This window comes from Pseudomonas sp. 18-147, assembly GCF_051048045.1.
Classification (GTDB): Bacteria; Pseudomonadota; Gammaproteobacteria; order Pseudomonadales; family Pseudomonadaceae; genus Pseudomonas; species Pseudomonas aeruginosa.
On the sequence record NZ_CP182296.1, the window covers coordinates 6338140 to 6357233 of the forward strand.

Here is a 19094-nt window from a genome sequence, read left to right on the forward strand (position 1 = left end):
CCAGGTCAAGGGAGCCTTGCCTGCGGAAGATCACTCGCCGCGGTTGTTCTCGACCTCTTCCTTCATGCGGGTCAGGCCGATGTGGCGAACGTCGGTGCCGCGAACCAGGTAGATCACCAGCTCGGCGATGTTGCGCGCATGGTCGCCGATGCGCTCCAGCGAGCGCAGGGCCCAGATGATGTTGAGCACGCGGGATATCGCCCGCGGGTCTTCCATCATGTAGGTGACCAGCTCGCGCAGGGCGGTCTTGTATTCGCGATCGACGGTCTTGTCGTACTGCGCCACGGACAGCGCCAGGTCGGCATCGAAGCGGGCGAAGGCGTCCAGTGCCTCCTGCACCATCTTCTGTACCTGGCTGCCGATGTGCCGAACCTCGACGTAGCCGCGCGGCGACTCGCCTTCCTCGCACAGCTGGATGGCGCGGCGGGCGACCTTGGAGGCCTCGTCGCCGATCCGCTCGAGGTCGATCACCGACTTCGAGATGCTGATGATCAGGCGCAGGTCGGAGGCCGCCGGCTGACGCCGGGCGAGGATACGCACGCACTCCTCGTCGATGTTGCGCTCCATCTGGTTGATCTGGTCGTCGATCTCGCGGACCTGCTGGGCGAGGCCGGAGTCGGCGTCGATCAGCGCGTTGACCGCGTCGTTGACCTGCTTTTCCACCAGCCCGCCCATGGCCAGGAGGTGGCTGCGCACATCCTCCAGCTCGGCGTTGAACTGCTGGGAGATGTGATGGGTGAGACTGTCTTTGTTGATCATGTGGGGAATCCTTCTGGAGCCGCTGCGACCGGTGACATCAACGAGCTACGGAGAGCGCCGGAGGCAGCGGTATCGCCGCGCCTCCGGACGCGCCGCTAGCCGTAGCGGCCGGTGATGTAGTCTTCGGTCTGCTTCTTCGCCGGGTTGGTGAACAGCGTATCGGTGTCGCCGAACTCGATCAGCTTGCCCATGTACATGAACGCCGTATAGTCGGAAACCCGCGCGGCCTGCTGCATGTTGTGGGTAACGATGACGATGGTGAACTTCGACTTCAACTCGTAGATCAGCTCTTCGATCTTCAGCGTGGAGATCGGGTCCAGCGCCGAGCACGGCTCGTCGAGCAGCAGCACTTCCGGTTCCACCGCGATGGTCCGGGCGATCACCAGGCGCTGCTGCTGGCCGCCGGACAGGCCGAGGGCGGACTCGTGCAGGCGATCCTTCACCTCCTCCCACAGCGCAGCCCCCTTCAGCGCCCACTCGACGGCCTCGTCAAGTACGCGCTTCTTGTTGATGCCCTGGATACGCAGGCCGTAGACCACGTTCTCGTAGATGCTCTTGGGGAACGGGTTGGGCTTCTGGAACACCATGCCGACGCGACGGCGCAGCTCGGCGACGTCGACGCCCTTGGCGAAGATGTTGTGGCCATCGAGGCGAATCTCGCCTTCGACGCGGCAGCCATCCACCAGGTCGTTCATCCGGTTGAAGCAGCGCAGCAGGGTCGACTTGCCGCAGCCGGACGGGCCGATGAAGGCGGTCACGCGCTGCTTCGGAATGTTCATCCGGACGTCGAACAGGGCCTGCTTGGCGCCGTAGAACAGGTTCAGCCCGGGCACTTCCAGTTCGACACTTTCGGAAGCCAGGTCGAGGCTCTGGCGGTCGCGGCCGAGCGCATCGAAGTTGATGCCGTGGCTGGCGGTCTCGTTTTGCATGGGAAGCTCCCTCAATCAGTTTTCCAGGGCCTTGTACTTCTCGCGCAGGCGATTGCGGATCGCGATGGCGGAGAAGTTCAGCAGGGCGATCACCACGACCAGCAGCAACGCCGTAGCGTATACCAGCGGCCGTGCGGCCTCGACGTTGGGGCTCTGGAAACCGACGTCGTAGATATGGAAACCGAGGTGCATGATCTTCTGGTCGAGATGCACGTACGGATAGTTACCGTCGACCGGCAGCGACGGTGCCAGTTTCACCACGCCGACCAGCATCAGCGGCGCCACTTCGCCGGCGGCACGGGCCACGGCGAGGATCAGGCCGGTCATCATCGCCGGGCTGGCCATCGGCAGGACGATCTTCCACAGCGTTTCCGCCTTGGTCGCGCCGAGCGCCAGGGAGCCTTCGCGGACCGCGCGCGGAATCCGCGCCAGGCCTTCCTCGGTGGCGACGATCACCACCGGCACGGCGAGGATCGCCAGGGTCAGCGAGGCCCAGAACAGCCCGGGGGTACCGAAGGTCGGCGCCGGCAGGGCCTCGGGGAAGAACAGCCGGTCGATGGAACCGCCCAGCACGTAGACGAAGAAACCCAGGCCGAACACGCCGTAGACGATCGCCGGTACGCCGGCGAGGTTGTTCACGGCGATGCGGATCACCCGGGTCAGCGGCCCCTGCTTGGCGTACTCGCGCAGGTAGACCGCAGCGATCACGCCGAACGGGGTGACGATCAGCGCCATCACCAGGGTCATCATCACGGTGCCGAAGATCGCCGGGAAGATACCGCCCTCGGTATTGGCCTCGCGCGGATCGTCGCTGAGGAACTCCCAGAGCTTCTTGAAGTACACCGTCATCTTGGTGCCCAGGCCCATGGCGTTGGGCTGGTAGGCATGCACCAGCTTGCCAAGGGTGATTTCGCTCTCGCGGCCGCTGGCGTCGCGCATTACCACGCTGTCGCGGTTGAACTCCTGGTGCAGGCCGTTGAGCTGCTCTTCCAGGACCTTGTAGCGCGCCTGCAACTCGCTGCGCTCGGCGGCCAGGTCGGCCTGGGCGGCGGCGTCCAGCTTGCCGTCCAACTGCAACTTGCGCTCTTTCAGGCGCAGGCGCTCGAGACCGTGGTTGATCCCGCCGATGTCGCCCTTCTCCAGCTTGTAGAGCTTGGCGTAGAGGTCATCCACCCGCTGCATGCGCTTCTGCAGTTCGCCTACCGCGGCGTCGCCTTCGGCGACCACCTGGCCGTTCTCCTTGACGCTCAGCAGGTAGCCGTAGAAGTTGCCCCACTCGCGGCGTTCGAGAACCATCAGCGCTTCGGGACGCTTGATGTCCTGCAGCCACTCGCCGACGACCCAGGAGAAATCGCTGCCGTAAAGCTCGCGGTTGCCCAGCTTGAGCAGCTCGCGGGTCATGAATTCGGGGCCGGCCTCCGGGACCGGCATGCCGGCGCTGCGCAGGCGCGCGCGCGGCACTTCCTCGGCCTGGACCACCTCGCCGATCACGGTCTTGGCGGCTTCGCCAGGGATCTGGTAAGTCGCCTCGATGACGTTCGCCGGCCAGAAGTGGCCGAGGCCGCGTACCGCGATCACCGCCAGCAGGCCGATGGTCATGATCACCGCGATCGACACCGCGCCGGCGTTCATCCACACCCAGGGCGAGCCGCTGCCGAACCAGGCTTTGACGGTTTCCTGTTTCTGTTTCACAGAGCTATACCTCCGCCGCTTACAACGACGCGTATTTCTTGCGCAGACGCTGACGGATCAGCTCTGCCAGGGTGTTCATCACGAAGGTGAACGTCAGCAGTACCAGCGCCGAGAGGAACAGCACGCGGTAGTGGCTGCCGCCGACCTCCGACTCGGGCATCTCCACCGCGACGTTGGCCGCCAGGGTGCGCATCCCCTCGAAGATATTCACTTCCATCACCGGGGTATTGCCGGTCGCCATCAGCACGATCATGGTCTCGCCGACGGCGCGGCCCATGCCGATCATCAGCGCCGAGAAGATGCCTGGACTGGCGGTCAGGATCACCACGCGGGTCAGCGTCTGCCAGGGCGTGGCGCCCAGTGCCAGGGAGCCGTAGGTGAGGCTGCGCGGCACGCTGAAGATGGCGTCCTCGGCGATCGAGAAGATATTCGGGATCACCGCGAAGCCCATTGCCAGCCCGACGATCAGGGCATTGCGCTGGTCGTAGGTGATGCCCAGGTCGTGGCTCAGCCAGAGGCGCATGTCGCCGCCGAAGAAGGTGGTCTCCAGGTGCGGGCTCAGCCACAGGGCGAAGGCGCCGACGGCAAGCACCACCGGGATCAGCAGCGCGGCTTCCCAGCCGGCCGGCAGGCTCAGACGGATACGCTCGGGCAGGCGGCTCCAGAGCAGGCCGGCAAGAAGGATGCCCAGCGGCGTCAGCAACAGCAGGCTGAACACACCCGGCAGGTGGCCTTCGACGTAGGGCGCCAGGAACAGGCCGGCGAAGAAGCCGAGGATCACCGTCGGCAGCGCCTCCATCAGCTCGATCACCGGCTTGACCTTGCGGCGCATCGCCGGAGCCATGAAATAGGCGGTGTAGACGGCGGCCGCGATGGCCAGCGGAGCTGCCAGGATCATCGCGTAGAAGGCGGCCTTGAGCGTGCCGAAGGTCAGCGGCGAGAGGCTCAGCTTCGGTTCGAAGTCGGTGGTCGCGGCGGTGGACTGCCAGACGTAGGCCGGCTTGTCGTAGCTCTCGTACCAGACCTTGCCCCAGAGCGCGCTCCAGGAGATTTCCGGGTGCGGGTTGCTCAGGGCGAAGCGGTGGATCTTGCCACCCTGCTCCAGCAGCAGGCGGTTGGCCCGCGGCGACAGGGTGATGACCCCGGAAGAGTCGGCGACCGGCTGGACCAGCAGGGTACGGTGCGCGGTGCTGTGGAAGACGCCGAGGTTGCCCTTCTCGTCCAGGGCGATGAAGCCCTTGCGCCGTTGTTCCGGAGCGATGGCGCTGATCGGCGCGCCATCCAGATTGAAGTCGCGAACGTGCGACAGGCGCGGTTCGCCGTCGGTATCGCGAGCCATGAACCACTGGGCGATGCCACCCTTGGAGTCGCCCACCAGCAGCGAGATGCCGCCCAGCAGCTGGGTGCTCGCGGTGACCTCGGCGTTGGGGTCTTCCAGCAGCTTGTAGCGACCGTTCAACTGGCGGCTGTGCAGGTCGAACACATCGGCGGTGGCACGTCCGTTGATCACGTACAGCCACTGCTTGCGCGGGTCGAGGTAGATGGCTTTCACCGGTTCGGCGATCTGCGGGAGTTCGATGCGCTCCTCGTCCAGCGTGCTTTCGCCGGTCAGCATGTTCTCTTCCCGAGTCATGCTCAACAGCAGCAGTTGCTTGTCGACGGAGCCAGCCAGCAGCAGGCTGTCGTCGCCGGCATTGATGCTCACATGCTCCAGCGGGCGGCCCTGCGGATCGAGACCGATCGGGGTCTCGCCGTAGGGGAAGGCGATCTCCGGGGTGATGGTCTTCTTGTTGTCCGGGTAGGTGACCTTGTAGGTGTGCTGGAACACCAGCACCTGTCCGTTGGACAGGCCCAGGGCGACCGTCGGGCTGCCCGGCTGGTCCTGGGCGATCGAGCGGATCTCGCTGCCCGCCGGAAGCGGCAGAGCGACACGCTTCAGTTCGACACCGGTCTTGGCGTTGAAGAAGAGAATCTCGCCCTGGCCGCCGACGCGCATGGCCACCTGGTTCTGCTCCTCGATGCTGAGCAGCAGGGGCACCTGCGCCTGCTGCATCCAGGCCGGAGTCAGCGCTTCGCGGGTCTCCAGGTCGGCGCCGCGGAACAGGGGGAGCACGACGTAGGCCAGGTAGAAGAAGATCAGGGTGATCGCCGCCAGCACGGCCAGGCCGCCGACCAGCACGTACCAGCGGGTCAGGCGGTCCTTGAGGGCACGGATGCGGCGCTTGCGTTGCAGGGCTGGCGTATTGAAGTCAATCCGCTCGGGAGCAAGGGAGGAGTTCATCGGGGAGTTGGCCATGTCGTTCATGGGGTGACACCCTAAAGGCTCTGTATGACAGACAGATGACAGCAACATGACGCAACAAAGCCCGCCAGCAGAGCCTCGCTGGCGGGAAAGGCCGGCGGATCCTAGCGCCCGCCGGCAGAGCCTTCATGCCTGGACGGCCCATCGCTGGGCCATCCGCTCAAGTCACTGGATTACAGGCCCAGTTCCTTGATCGCCTTCTCGGCCACCTTGGCCGGCAGCGGGATGTAGCCGTCCTTGACCACGACCTGCTGGCCGGTCTTGGACAGAACCAGCTTGAGGAACTGAGCCTCCAGCGGGTCCAGCGGCTTGTTCGGCGCCTTGTTCACGTAGACGTAGAGGAAGCGCGACAGCGGATAGGTGCCGTTCAGGGCGTTCTGCTCGTTGTCCTCGACGAAGGCAGCGCCTTCCTTCTTGGCCAGGGCCACGGTCTTCACGCTGGCGGTCTTGTAGCCGATACCGGAGTAGCCGATGCCGTTCAGCGACTGGCTGACCGACTGCACCACGGAAGCCGAACCCGGCTGCTCGTTGACGTTCGGACGGAAGTCGCCTTTGCACAGGGCTTCTTCCTTGAAGTAGCCGTAGGTGCCGGAAACCGAGTTGCGGCCGAACAGTTGCACCGGCTTCTTCGCCCAGTCACCGGTCAGGCCCAGGTCGCCCCAGGTCTTCACGTCCTGCTTGCTGCCGCACAGGCGGGTAGCGGAGAAGATCGCATCGACCTGCTGCATGGTCAGGCCTTTGATCGGGTTGTCCTTGTGCACGAAGATCGCCAGGGCGTCGACAGCGACCGGGACGGCGGTCGGCTTATAGCCGTACTTCTGCTCGAAAGCCTGCAGCTCGACGTCCTTCATCTTGCGGCTCATCGGGCCCAGGTTGGCGGTGCCTTCGGTCAGGGCCGGCGGCGCGGTGGAAGAACCGGCAGCCTGGATCTGGATGTTCACGTTCGGATAGAGGCGCTTGTACTCCTCGGCCCACATGGTCATCAGGTTGGCCAGAGTGTCGGAGCCGACGCTCGACAGGTTGCCCGACACACCGCTGGCTTTCTGATATTCCGGCAGCGCCGGGTCGATCGCGGCTACCGCGGAAGCGGCGCCTACGCCTGCGGCGACGAACGTCAGGGCCGCCATCAAACGCTTGAGTTTCATGCCTTGCTCCTTGGACAGGATGGGGTTGGATGGAACGGGGGCCAGTATCGTCAGGCCGCATGAAGACTCTATGAAAGGAATGTGACAGTTGGATGAAATGCCATCAGCCTTCCGACATTTTTCCGCAAGCCTTGGGAGAAGCCCTGCCACACCCCTAAAAGCCTGGAAACACAAGGGCTCCAGCCTTTCACGGAGGGGCCGGGGAGGCCCTCTGGAGCGCGTTTTCGATCCGCCTGGGGGAGGTAGCCGTCCATCCGTTTCATGCAGGATGGGTAGTTTCCAGGGCAATTGTGACAGTCGCCGCCGGCATTCGCAGTCGAGAAAAGAAGCGAGGAAGCACGCCTTTTTCCGCGCGCAAAAGCAAAACCCCCGGTCATCGCTGACCAGGGGTTTTGGGATAGGAGCTTGACGATGACCTACTCTCACATGGGGAGACCCCACACTACCATCGGCGATGCGTCGTTTCACTTCTGAGTTCGGGAAGGGATCAGGTGGTTCCAACGCTCTATGATCGTCAAGCAATTCGGTTGGATATCCGTTCGCTTGGGCTTACGTCTATCCGGATTCAGGTATGTGATTTCAAGGTGTTTTGCGGTTCATGCGAACTTTCGGTTCGTCGACTTCACCTTACAACACACAATCATCAGATTGTTTGGGTGTTATATGGTCAAGCCTCACGGGCAATTAGTACTGGTTAGCTCAACGCCTCACAACGCTTACACACCCAGCCTATCAACGTCGTAGTCTTCGACGGCCCTTCAGGGGAATCAAGTTCCCAGTGAGATCTCATCTTGAGGCAAGTTTCCCGCTTAGATGCTTTCAGCGGTTATCTTTTCCGAACATAGCTACCCGGCAATGCCACTGGCGTGACAACCGGAACACCAGAGGTTCGTCCACTCCGGTCCTCTCGTACTAGGAGCAGCCCCTCTCAAATCTCAAACGTCCACGGCAGATAGGGACCGAACTGTCTCACGACGTTCTAAACCCAGCTCGCGTACCACTTTAAATGGCGAACAGCCATACCCTTGGGACCGGCTTCAGCCCCAGGATGTGATGAGCCGACATCGAGGTGCCAAACACCGCCGTCGATATGAACTCTTGGGCGGTATCAGCCTGTTATCCCCGGAGTACCTTTTATCCGTTGAGCGATGGCCCTTCCATACAGAACCACCGGATCACTAAGACCTACTTTCGTACCTGCTCGACGTGTCTGTCTCGCAGTCAAGCGCGCTTTTGCCTTTATACTCTGCGACCGATTTCCGACCGGTCTGAGCGCACCTTCGTACTCCTCCGTTACTCTTTAGGAGGAGACCGCCCCAGTCAAACTGCCCACCATACACTGTCCTCGATCCGGATCACGGACCAGAGTTAGAACCTCAAGCATGCCAGGGTGGTATTTCAAGGATGGCTCCACGCGAACTGGCGTCCACGCTTCAAAGCCTCCCACCTATCCTACACAAGCAGGCTCAAAGTCCAGTGCAAAGCTACAGTAAAGGTTCACGGGGTCTTTCCGTCTAGCCGCGGATACACTGCATCTTCACAGCGATTTCAATTTCACTGAGTCTCGGGTGGAGACAGCGCCGCCATCGTTACGCCATTCGTGCAGGTCGGAACTTACCCGACAAGGAATTTCGCTACCTTAGGACCGTTATAGTTACGGCCGCCGTTTACCGGGGCTTCGATCAAGAGCTTCGCTTGCGCTAACCCCATCAATTAACCTTCCGGCACCGGGCAGGCGTCACACCCTATACGTCCACTTTCGTGTTTGCAGAGTGCTGTGTTTTTAATAAACAGTCGCAGCGGCCTGGTATCTTCGACCAGCCAGAGCTTACGGAGTAAATCCTTCACCCTAGCCGGCGCACCTTCTCCCGAAGTTACGGTGCCATTTTGCCTAGTTCCTTCACCCGAGTTCTCTCAAGCGCCTTGGTATTCTCTACCCGACCACCTGTGTCGGTTTGGGGTACGGTTCCTGGTTACCTGAAGCTTAGAAGCTTTTCTTGGAAGCATGGCATCAACCACTTCGTCATCTAAAAGACGACTCGTCATCAGCTCTCGGCCTTGAAACCCCGGATTTACCTAAGATTTCAGCCTACCACCTTAAACTTGGACAACCAACGCCAAGCTGGCCTAGCCTTCTCCGTCCCTCCATCGCAGTAACCAGAAGTACAGGAATATTAACCTGTTTCCCATCGACTACGCTTTTCAGCCTCGCCTTAGGAACCGACTAACCCTGCGTCGATTAACGTTGCGCAGGAACCCTTGGTCTTTCGGCGTGGGTGTTTTTCACACCCATTGTCGTTACTCATGTCAGCATTCGCACTTCTGATACCTCCAGCAAGCTTCTCAACTCACCTTCACAGGCTTACAGAACGCTCCTCTACCGCGTCACTTACGTGACACCCGCAGCTTCGGTGTGTGGTTTGAGCCCCGTTACATCTTCCGCGCAGGCCGACTCGACTAGTGAGCTATTACGCTTTCTTTAAAGGATGGCTGCTTCTAAGCCAACCTCCTAGCTGTCTAAGCCTTCCCACATCGTTTACCACTTAACCACAACTTTGGGACCTTAGCTGGCGGTCTGGGTTGTTTCCCTTTTCACGACGGACGTTAGCACCCGCCGTGTGTCTCCCATGCTCGGCACTTCTGGGTATTCGGAGTTTGCATCGGTTTGGTAAGTCGGGATGACCCCCTAGCCGAAACAGTGCTCTACCCCCCAGAGTGATACATGAGGCGCTACCTAAATAGCTTTCGAGGAGAACCAGCTATCTCCGAGCTTGATTAGCCTTTCACTCCGATCCACAAGTCATCCCCTACCTTTTCAACGGGAGTGGGTTCGGTCCTCCAGTCAGTGTTACCTAACCTTCAACCTGCTCATGGATAGATCGCCCGGTTTCGGGTCTATACCCAGCGACTAAACGCCCTATTAAGACTCGCTTTCGCTACGCCTACCCTATACGGTTAAGCTTGCCACTGAATATAAGTCGCTGACCCATTATACAAAAGGTACGCAGTCACCTAACAAGTAGGCTCCCACTGCTTGTACGCATACGGTTTCAGGTTCTATTTCACTCCCCTCTCCGGGGTTCTTTTCGCCTTTCCCTCACGGTACTGGTTCACTATCGGTCAGTCAGTAGTATTTAGCCTTGGAGGATGGTCCCCCCATGTTCAGACAAAGTTTCTCGTGCTCCGTCCTACTCGATTTCACTTCAAAGATCCTTTCGCGTACGGGGCTATCACCCACTATGGCCGCACTTTCCAGAGCGTTCCGCTAAAATCAATGAAGCTTAAGGGCTAATCCCCGTTCGCTCGCCACTACTAAGGGAATCTCGGTTGATTTCTTTTCCTCAGGGTACTTAGATGTTTCAGTTCCCCTGGTTCGCCTCTTGCACCTATGGATTCAGTACAAGATACCTAGGTTATCCTAGGTGGGTTCCCCCATTCAGAGATCTCCGGATCAAAGTCTGTTTGCCGACTCCCCGAAGCTTTTCGCAGGCTACCACGTCTTTCATCGCCTCTGACTGCCAAGGCATCCACCGTATGCGCTTCTTCACTTGACCATATAACCCCAAGCAATCTGGTTATACTGTGAAGACGACATTCGCCGAAAATTCGCGCTTGAACTCGCAAATTTTACCTTGACTTGAATGATCACCAGTGAAAGAGATCATTCAGTCTTACTTCTATCACATACCCGAATTTTTAAAGAACAGTTCTGGTGCAAAGACCAGAAATCAATGTTCATCCACGAACATTCATTTCTGAGCTTTCGACGATTGTTTTAGATGGTGGAGCCAAGGAGGATCGAACTCCTGACCTCCTGCGTGCAAAGCAGGCGCTCTCCCAGCTGAGCTATGGCCCCGTATCGGATCACGCAGCACACCAACAATTGGTGGGTCTGGGCAGATTCGAACTGCCGACCTCACCCTTATCAGGGGTGCGCTCTAACCAACTGAGCTACAGACCCAATCGTCTAACCAGTGAATCAAGCAATTCGTGTGGGAGCTTATGAAGAAGCTGAGATCTTCGATTAAGGAGGTGATCCAGCCGCAGGTTCCCCTACGGCTACCTTGTTACGACTTCACCCCAGTCATGAATCACTCCGTGGTAACCGTCCCCCTTGCGGTTAGACTAGCTACTTCTGGAGCAACCCACTCCCATGGTGTGACGGGCGGTGTGTACAAGGCCCGGGAACGTATTCACCGTGACATTCTGATTCACGATTACTAGCGATTCCGACTTCACGCAGTCGAGTTGCAGACTGCGATCCGGACTACGATCGGTTTTATGGGATTAGCTCCACCTCGCGGCTTGGCAACCCTTTGTACCGACCATTGTAGCACGTGTGTAGCCCTGGCCGTAAGGGCCATGATGACTTGACGTCATCCCCACCTTCCTCCGGTTTGTCACCGGCAGTCTCCTTAGAGTGCCCACCCGAGGTGCTGGTAACTAAGGACAAGGGTTGCGCTCGTTACGGGACTTAACCCAACATCTCACGACACGAGCTGACGACAGCCATGCAGCACCTGTGTCTGAGTTCCCGAAGGCACCAATCCATCTCTGGAAAGTTCTCAGCATGTCAAGGCCAGGTAAGGTTCTTCGCGTTGCTTCGAATTAAACCACATGCTCCACCGCTTGTGCGGGCCCCCGTCAATTCATTTGAGTTTTAACCTTGCGGCCGTACTCCCCAGGCGGTCGACTTATCGCGTTAGCTGCGCCACTAAGATCTCAAGGATCCCAACGGCTAGTCGACATCGTTTACGGCGTGGACTACCAGGGTATCTAATCCTGTTTGCTCCCCACGCTTTCGCACCTCAGTGTCAGTATCAGTCCAGGTGGTCGCCTTCGCCACTGGTGTTCCTTCCTATATCTACGCATTTCACCGCTACACAGGAAATTCCACCACCCTCTACCGTACTCTAGCTCAGTAGTTTTGGATGCAGTTCCCAGGTTGAGCCCGGGGATTTCACATCCAACTTGCTGAACCACCTACGCGCGCTTTACGCCCAGTAATTCCGATTAACGCTTGCACCCTTCGTATTACCGCGGCTGCTGGCACGAAGTTAGCCGGTGCTTATTCTGTTGGTAACGTCAAAACAGCAAGGTATTAACTTACTGCCCTTCCTCCCAACTTAAAGTGCTTTACAATCCGAAGACCTTCTTCACACACGCGGCATGGCTGGATCAGGCTTTCGCCCATTGTCCAATATTCCCCACTGCTGCCTCCCGTAGGAGTCTGGACCGTGTCTCAGTTCCAGTGTGACTGATCATCCTCTCAGACCAGTTACGGATCGTCGCCTTGGTAGGCCTTTACCCCACCAACTAGCTAATCCGACCTAGGCTCATCTGATAGCGTGAGGTCCGAAGATCCCCCACTTTCTCCCTCAGGACGTATGCGGTATTAGCGCCCGTTTCCGGACGTTATCCCCCACTACCAGGCAGATTCCTAGGCATTACTCACCCGTCCGCCGCTGAATCCAGGAGCAAGCTCCCTTCATCCGCTCGACTTGCATGTGTTAGGCCTGCCGCCAGCGTTCAATCTGAGCCATGATCAAACTCTTCAGTTCAATACTGCTTGGGTTTTGAGAAAACCCTAAACTTGGCTCAGCAATCGCATTCTCTTAAAAAGAGATAAAACTCTCGAATTCACGAGTGTTACTTGCGCTGCTGATAATCTTGCGATCACCAGTCTTACATCACAAGCACCCACACGAATTGCTTGATTCGACTTGTTAAAGAGCAGTTGGCCAAGGCTTTCGTCTCAACCGAGGCCGCGCATTCTACAGCAACCTCTCGTTCCGTCAAGCGTTATTTTCGAAAATTTTCTTTTCTACTCAACCGCTTGCGCCGACCTTCAAACCATCTTCCGATCAGCGGGAGGCGCATTCTACAGCGTTCAAATTCGCTGTCAAGCACCTCGATGAAGCTTCGTTTCGAGCCCCTTTCGGGACCGAACCGCTGCGGCGGACAACCTGCCGGAGCGCTTCACCACCCCTGGGAGAGAATCCGTAAATCCTTGATTTTCAAGCATTTACTCTTCGTCGTCGCCGGGAGTGGTGCGCATTATAGGGAGATAGAAACTGGCGTCAACGATTATTTCAAAAATAATTCAAATAACCGCCGGAAGCGCTTTCAGCCCACCGAAACCGCCTCGCCAGCCGGCTTTTTCTGCGCCAGCAGGTAGAGCCCGACGAGGAAGCCGACCAGGCACAGAGTGACCACGTAGTAAGCCGGCCCCATCGGGCTCTGCTTGAGCAGCAGGGCCACCGCCATCGGCGTCAGCCCACCGAAGATGGCGTAGGCCAGGTTGTAGGAAAAGGACAGGCCGGAGAAACGCACAACCGGTGGGAACGCATTGACCATCACGTAGGGAACGGCGCCGACGATGCCGACGAAGAAGCCGGTCAGTGCATATAAAGGAAAGAGCCAGTCCGGGTGGGCCTTGAGGTTGCCGTAGAAGCTCCAGGACACCAGCGCCAGCAGCACGCTACCGGCAACGAAAGTCAGTCCCGCGCCGTAACGATCCGCCATGCGCCCGGCGACGATGCAGCCAAGGGTCAGGCAGACGATCGCCAGGCTGTTGGCCTTGAGCGCCGTGGCGGCATCGAAGCCGTATACGCTCTGCAGCACGGTAGGGGTCATCAGGATGACCACCACGATCGCGGCCGACAGCACCCAGGTCAGCAGCATCGACACCAGGACGGCGCCACGATGATCGCGGACCACCGCTTTCAACGGCACTTCCTCTGCCAGCGCCTTGCGCTGCTGCAGCTCGGCGAATACCGGCGTCTCGTGCAGCCAGCGGCGCAGGTAGACCGAGAACAGGCCGAACACCCCGCCGAGCAGGAAGGGAATCCGCCAGGCGTAGTCCTGCACCTCTGTCGCGCTATAGAAGCTATTGATCGCAGTAGCCACCAGCGAGCCCAGCAGGATGCCCGCCGTCAGGCCGGAAGTCAGCGTCCCGCAGGCATAACCGACATGCCGTGCCGGTACATGCTCGGCGACGAAGACCCAAGCCCCCGGCACCTCCCCGCCAATCGCGGCGCCCTGGATCACCCTCAGCAGGAGCAGCGCCAGGGGCGCCCAGATGCCGATCTGCGCGTAGGTCGGAAGCAGGCCCATGATCAGGGTCGGCACCGCCATCATGAAGATGCTCAGGGTGAACATGCGCTTGCGCCCGAGCAGGTCGCCGAAGTGGGCCATGATCACGCCGCCCAGCGGCCGCGCCAGGTAGCCGGCGGCGAACAGGCCGAAGGTTTGCAGCTGACGCAGCCATTCCGGCATGTCCGCCGGGAAGAACAGCTTGCCGACCACGGTGGCGAAGAACACGAAGATGATGAAGTCGTAGAACTCCAGCGCTCCACCCAGGGCGGAGAGGGACAGGGTCTTGTAGTCGCTGCGGGTCAATGGACGCTGGGCCGGCGCCTCGGGAGCATTCGCGGATGGCATGTCGGGATTGTTCTCTTTATTCGTTCAGCAAGCATGAGCGGGGTTCGACCGGCAGGCGTGTCGACCTGCGACCCGGGGACGCAGGAGCGAAACCATAGCAAATCGACGAATGTCCACACAGTCGGTCGAAGAGAGAACCGGGCGGTCGTCGGCTGCCCTACTCCTCTATATAATGCCCGGGCGCCTCTGAAAGCTGTCCCAAGACCTTGCACCGGCAGGCGTTTTGGGAGAGTTTTCCCCTAAACCGCGCTTGAACAAGAAATCCGGGGGGCACGAGGCCCTTACCTATGATCGAGCTTGAACAAGAAGACCCCATTCCCCAGGGAGACCTGGCCTTGCAGATTACCGCGCTGCCGCGCGAAACCAACGGTTTCGGCGATATCTACGGCGGTTGGCTGGTATCCCAGATGGACCTGGCGGGAACCGCCATGGCCAGCAAGATCGCCGGCGGCCGTATCGCCACCGTCGCCATCGACCGCATGGCCTTCATGGTGCCGGTCGCGGTAGGTGCCCAGCTTTCCTTCTATACCCAGACCCTGGAAGTCGGCCGCAGCTCGATCCGCATGCTGGTCGAGGTGTGGAGCGACGACCCGCTGTCCAGCGAATGGCGCAAAGTCACCGAGGCGGTGTTCGTGTTCGTCGCCATCGATGGCAGCGGGCGCACCCGCCCGGTCCCGCCACGCCGGGGCTAGACGCAGGAACGCCGGCTATCGCCGGCGTTCTTGTTTGCGCGTTCCTCAGGCCCGCACGGGGTTGCCGCGTACCGGCGCATCCCCGGCCACGTAGTACTTCGCCGTGCTGCGCGGCAGCGGCTGGCGACCGCGGATCCTGTCGGCGATCTTCTCGGCCATCATGATGGTGGTGGCATTGAGGTTGCCGGTGATGATCAGCGGCATGATCGACGCATCCACCACTCGCAGTCCTTCCATGCCATGGACCCGTCCCTGGCCATCGACCACCGCCATGTCGTCGCTGCCCATCTTGCACGAACAGGATGGGTGGAAAGCGGTCTCAGCATGGTTGCGGATGAACTCGTCGAGTTCGGCGTCCGACTGCACGTTCACCCCTGGGCTCAACTCGCGGCCCCGATAGGGGTCCAGCGCCGGCTGGTTCATGATCTCGCGGGTCAGCCGGATGCCGTCGCGGAACTCCTGCCAGTCCTGCTCGTGGGACATGTAGTTGAACAGGATGCTCGGATGCTGGCGCGGGTCCCTGGACTTCAGGTGGATGCGCCCGCGGCTCGGCGAGCGCATCGAGCCCATGTGCGCCTGGAAGCCGTGCTCCTGCACGCCCTTGCTGCCATTGTAGTTGATCGCCACCGGGAGGAAATGGAACTGGATGTTCGGCCATTCGAACGCTTCGCGGGTTCGGATGAAGCCGCCGGCCTCGAACTGGTTGCTGGCGCCGAGGCCCTTGCCGAGGAACAGCCACTGGGCACCGATGGCCGGCTGGTTCCACCATTTGGTCGCCGGGTAGATCGACACCGGCTGCTTGCAGGCGTACTGCAGGTAGAGTTCCAGGTGATCCTGCAGGTTGGCGCCGACGCCCGGCAGGTCATGCACCACCGGGATGTCCAGGTCGCGCAGCAGGGCCGCCGGGCCGACGCCGGAGCGTTGCAGCAATTGCGGCGAGGCGATCGCGCCGCTGCACACCAATACTTCGCGGCGGGCGTGGGCGGTGACCGGGTTGTCGCCGTTGCCCACCAGGTAGGAGACGCCGATGGCGCGCTTGCCGCTGAACAGGATGCGGTCGCTCAGGGCGTGGGTGACGATGGTCAGGTTGGGCCGGCCGCGGGCCTGGTCCAGGTAGCCGCGCCCGGTGGCGGCGCGACGGCCCTCCGGGGTGACGGTCCGGTCCATGGGGCCGAAGCCTTCCTGCTGGTAGCCGTTGAGGTCATCGGTTCGCGGGTAGCCGGCCTGCACGCCGGCCTCGACCATCGCATGGAACAGCGGGTTGTTGCCGGCCTTCGGCGTGGTCACGCTGACCGGGCCGTCGCCGCCATGGTAGTCGTTGGGACCGATGTCCCGGGTTTCCGCCTTGCGGAAGTACGGCAGGCAGTCGAGGTAGCTCCAGTCCTCGAGGCCCGGCTCCTTGGCCCAGCCGTCGAAGTCCAGGGCGTTGCCGCGGATGTAGCACATGCCGTTGATCAGCGAGGAGCCGCCCAGGCCCTTGCCGCGACCGCACTCCATGCGGCGGTTGTTCATGTAGGGCTCGGGGTCGGTCTCGTAGGCCCAGTTGTAGCGCCGCCCCTGCAGCGGGAAGGCAAGGGCCGCCGGCATCTGGGTGCGGAAGTCGAAGCGGTAGTCGGGACCGCCGGCTTCGAGCAGCAGGACGCTGACGTCGGCATCTTCGGTGAGGCGGGTAGCGAGTACGTTACCGGCAGAGCCGGCTCCGATGATGATGTAGTCGAATTCCTGGGACATGCAGGCCTTCCTCTTTTCTCGGCATGACACCGGCCGCGACGCTGGCGCGCCGGTGTCTGGAAGTTCGGAATGGCCGGTGTCAGGGAGCGTTGCCTGGGACCGGCCTGGTTAGGGGTTCGAGCGCTGCGTCGAGGCTCAGAACACCGAGGCGTAGTCGCCCAGCTCCACTTGCACGGACTTGATGCGAGTGTAATGAGCCAGGGTGGTGAGACCGTTCTCGCGACCGACACCGGATTGCTTGTAACCGCCGACCGGCATTTCCGCCGGCGACTCGCCCCAGGTATTGATCCAGCAGATGCCGGCTTCCAGGCGATGGATGGCGCGGTGGGCGCGGGCCAGGTCCTGGGTCACGACGCCGGCGGCGAGGCCGTACTCGGTATCGTTGGCGCGGCGGATCGCCTCGTCTTCGTCGTCATAGACCAGGATGCTCATCACCGGGCCGAAGATTTCCTCGCGGACGATGGTCATGTCGTCGCTGCAATCGGTGAACACGGTCGGCGCGACGTAGGCGCCATTGCCGAACGCTCCATCGGTCACACGCTCGCCGCCGCACAGCAGGCGAGCCTTCTGCGCCTTGCCGGACTCGATGTAGCCGAGCACGCTTTCCATGTGCGGGAAGCTGACCAGCGGGCCGAAGTTGGTGTTCTCGTCCTGCGGGTCGCCGAGACGGATGCGCTGCACGCGCTCCAGTATCTTGGCTTCGAAGCGGGCCTGCTGGGAACGGTGGATGAACACCCGGGTGCCGTTGGTGCAGACCTGGCCGGAGCTGAAGAAGTTGGCCATGACGGCGATGTCGGCGGCGCGGTCGAGGTCTGCGTCGGGGAAGATGATCAGCGGGGACTTGCCGCCCAGCTCCATGGTCACTTCCTTCAGCGACGAGCTGGAAGCACTGGCCATGACTTTCTTGCCGGTGGAGGTGCCACCGGTGAAGGAGATCTTCTCGATCAGCGGGTGCTCGGTCAGCCACTGGCCGACTTCGCGTCCGCTGCCGGTGAGCACGTTGAACACGCCGTCCGGCACGCCGGCCTCGGTGTAGATCTCGGCCAGCTTGAGGGCCGTCAGCGGGGTGACTTCGCTGGGCTTGAAGATCATCGCGTTGCCGGCAGCGAGGGCCGGGGCGGATTTCCACAGGGCGATCTGCACCGGGTAGTTCCAGGCGCCAATGCCGGCGACCACGCCCAGCGGCTCGCGGCGGGTGTAGACGAAACTGGTTTCGCGCAGGGGAATCTGCTCGCCTTCGATGGCCGGGACCAGGCCGGCGTAGTACTCGAGCACGTCGGCGCCGGTGACGATGTCCACCGAGCGGGTTTCCGCCAGCGGCTTGCCGGTATCCAGGGTTTCCAGGGCAGCCAGTTCGTCGTTGCGCTCGCGGAGGATGTCGACGGCGCGACGGAGAATGCGCGAGCGCTGCATGGCGGTCATCGCCGCCCACACCTTCTGCCCCTCGACGGCGCTCTGCACGGCCCGCTCGACGTCTTCCCTGGAAGCCCGCTGGACCTTGGCGAGCACTTCGCCGTTGGCCGGGTTGATGGTCTCGAAGGTGGCGCCACTGCTGGCCTCCACGTAGCGACCGCCAATGTAGAGCTTCTGTTCTTCGAATCGGGCCATGTTGCAGTCCTCTCTTATCGGTATCGCAGGCGCAAGGCGGCGCCGCGGGGGTTTTCGTCCCTACCCCGACTGTTTTGCCAACTGCTGGTCGAGGTAGTCGTAAGCGATGTTCAGGGCCTCGTCGGTATCGAAGGCGTCGCCGGTCAGCGCGCCACGCAACCACAGGCCGTCGATCAGGGCCGCCAGGCCGCGTGCCGCGGCGCGGGCGTCGTCCGCCGAGAGCTGGCGGCGGAACTGGTAGCACAGGTTCGAATACAGGCGATGGTCGTTGACCCGCTGCAATCGACGCAGTGCCGGCTGGTGCATGCTGGTCGCCCAGAACGCCAGCCAGGTCTTCATCGCCGGACCATTGACCTGGCTGTCGTCGAAGTTGCCTTCGACGATGGCTCGCAGGTGCGCCCTCGGACTGTCGTCGTAGAGCGCCGCGCGGCGTTCGCGTACGGCCTTGCTCAAGGCGCTGAGCAGGTGCCGCATGGTCGCTTCCAGCAAGCCGTTCTTGTCCTGGAAGTAGTGGCTGATGATGCCGTTGGAAACACCAGCCAGGCGGGCTATCAGGGCGATGCTGGCGTCTCCCATGCCGACCTGATCGACCGCCTCCAGGGTGGCGTGAATCAGTTGCGAGCGGCGGATGGGCTGCATACCGACCTTGGGCATTGCTATCTCCTCTCGTCGATGGGTGCGTGCGGGCACCGACCGACGTCATTGGTGGCCAGTCTATTTTGTTTTTATTGAACGTTCAATCAACTAAGAATAAGCTCGGCGTCCATGAGCGGCTCCCAGCCTGCGTGCAACC

Annotated in this window: 10 protein-coding genes, 2 tRNA genes and 3 rRNA genes; 1 reads left to right on the forward strand and 14 read right to left on the reverse strand. The window is 61.1% G+C overall.

The annotated features are described in order from the left end of the window. Nucleotides 1-30: 30 nt before the first annotated feature. From phoU to ACM0M4_RS29965, 11 genes are all read right to left on the reverse strand, one after another. The gene (gene phoU / locus ACM0M4_RS29915) at nt 31-759 is read right to left on the reverse strand and encodes a phosphate signaling complex protein PhoU (RefSeq protein ID WP_003096661.1); all 729 of its coding nucleotides are present in this window, start codon (nt 757-759) and stop codon (nt 31-33) included. 95 nt (nt 760-854) lie between these two features. After that, a complete protein-coding gene (gene pstB / locus ACM0M4_RS29920; RefSeq protein ID WP_003096663.1) occupies nt 855-1688 on the reverse strand; it encodes a phosphate ABC transporter ATP-binding protein PstB in 834 nt (277 codons plus the stop codon). A 15-nt stretch (nt 1689-1703) separates the two neighbouring features. Next, the gene (gene pstA / locus ACM0M4_RS29925; RefSeq protein ID WP_003096667.1) at nt 1704-3380 is read right to left on the reverse strand and encodes a phosphate ABC transporter permease PstA; all 1677 of its coding nucleotides are present in this window, start codon (nt 3378-3380) and stop codon (nt 1704-1706) included. Nucleotides 3381-3399: 19 nt separating this feature from the next. Further along, nucleotides 3400-5433, reverse strand: coding sequence for an ABC transporter permease subunit (locus tag ACM0M4_RS29930; protein WP_003121319.1), 2034 nt, complete (start codon nt 5431-5433; stop codon nt 3400-3402). A 422-nt stretch (nt 5434-5855) separates the two neighbouring features. After that, nucleotides 5856-6827, reverse strand: a complete 972-nt coding sequence (pstS, locus tag ACM0M4_RS29935) for a phosphate ABC transporter substrate-binding protein PstS (RefSeq protein WP_003096673.1) — start codon at nt 6825-6827, stop codon at nt 5856-5858. A 403-nt stretch (nt 6828-7230) separates the two neighbouring features. After that, a 5S ribosomal RNA gene (gene rrf / locus ACM0M4_RS29940) occupies nt 7231-7346 on the reverse strand. A gap of 144 nt (nt 7347-7490) precedes the next feature. After that, a 23S ribosomal RNA gene (locus ACM0M4_RS29945) occupies nt 7491-10381 on the reverse strand. Nucleotides 10382-10607: 226 nt separating this feature from the next. Then, nucleotides 10608-10683 (reverse strand) — tRNA-Ala (locus ACM0M4_RS29950). 28 nt (nt 10684-10711) lie between these two features. Further along, nucleotides 10712-10788, reverse strand: a tRNA-Ile gene (locus tag ACM0M4_RS29955). Nucleotides 10789-10852: 64 nt separating this feature from the next. Further along, nucleotides 10853-12388 (reverse strand): 16S ribosomal RNA (locus ACM0M4_RS29960). The 16S, 23S and 5S rRNA genes sit together here with 2 tRNA genes alongside, the layout of an rRNA operon. Nucleotides 12389-12953: 565 nt before the next feature. After that, a complete protein-coding gene (locus ACM0M4_RS29965; protein ID WP_003104851.1) occupies nt 12954-14270 on the reverse strand; it encodes an MFS transporter in 1317 nt (438 codons plus the stop codon). A 287-nt stretch (nt 14271-14557) separates the two neighbouring features. Between ACM0M4_RS29965 and ACM0M4_RS29970 the strand changes: the two genes are divergently transcribed. Beyond that, nucleotides 14558-14962 carry an acyl-CoA thioesterase gene (locus ACM0M4_RS29970; protein ID WP_003096677.1) on the forward strand — a complete coding sequence of 135 codons (405 nt, stop codon included), beginning with the start codon at nt 14558-14560 and terminating at the stop codon, nt 14960-14962. Nucleotides 14963-15007: 45 nt separating this feature from the next. Here ACM0M4_RS29970 and betA read toward each other — a convergent pair whose 3' ends face one another. The 3 genes from betA to betI form a co-directional block, all read right to left on the reverse strand. Continuing rightward, on the reverse strand, nt 15008-16693 hold the full coding sequence (gene betA, locus ACM0M4_RS29975; protein WP_003136284.1) for a choline dehydrogenase: 1686 nt from the start codon (nt 16691-16693) through the stop codon (nt 15008-15010). Nucleotides 16694-16828: 135 nt separating this feature from the next. After that, the gene (gene betB, locus ACM0M4_RS29980; RefSeq protein ID WP_003104846.1) at nt 16829-18301 is read right to left on the reverse strand and encodes a betaine-aldehyde dehydrogenase; all 1473 of its coding nucleotides are present in this window, start codon (nt 18299-18301) and stop codon (nt 16829-16831) included. Nucleotides 18302-18361: 60 nt separating this feature from the next. Further along, nucleotides 18362-18955 carry a transcriptional regulator BetI gene (gene betI, locus ACM0M4_RS29985; RefSeq protein WP_003096684.1) on the reverse strand — a complete coding sequence of 198 codons (594 nt, stop codon included), beginning with the start codon at nt 18953-18955 and terminating at the stop codon, nt 18362-18364. Nucleotides 18956-19094: the final 139 nt, after the last annotated feature.

Bases quoted from the DNA above. Each gene is read 5' to 3' on its own strand.
- phoU (WP_003096661.1), bottom strand. From the start codon at position 759: ATGATCAACAAAGACAGTCTCACCCATCACATCTCCCAGCAGTTCAAC.
- pstB (WP_003096663.1), bottom strand. From the start codon at position 1,688: ATGCAAAACGAGACCGCCAGCCACGGCATCAACTTCGATGCGCTCGGC.
- ACM0M4_RS29930 (WP_003121319.1), bottom strand. From the start codon at position 5,433: ATGCAGCAGGCGCAGGTGCCCCTGCTGCTCAGCATCGAGGAGCAGAAC.
- pstS (WP_003096673.1), bottom strand. From the start codon at position 6,827: ATGAAACTCAAGCGTTTGATGGCGGCCCTGACGTTCGTCGCCGCAGGC.
- ACM0M4_RS29965 (WP_003104851.1), bottom strand. From the start codon at position 14,270: ATGCCATCCGCGAATGCTCCCGAGGCGCCGGCCCAGCGTCCATTGACC.
- ACM0M4_RS29970 (WP_003096677.1), top strand. From the start codon at position 14,558: ATGATCGAGCTTGAACAAGAAGACCCCATTCCCCAGGGAGACCTGGCC.
- betA (WP_003136284.1), bottom strand. From the start codon at position 16,693: ATGTCCCAGGAATTCGACTACATCATCATCGGAGCCGGCTCTGCCGGT.
- betB (WP_003104846.1), bottom strand. From the start codon at position 18,301: ATGGCCCGATTCGAAGAACAGAAGCTCTACATTGGCGGTCGCTACGTG.
- betI (WP_003096684.1), bottom strand. From the start codon at position 18,955: ATGCCCAAGGTCGGTATGCAGCCCATCCGCCGCTCGCAACTGATTCAC.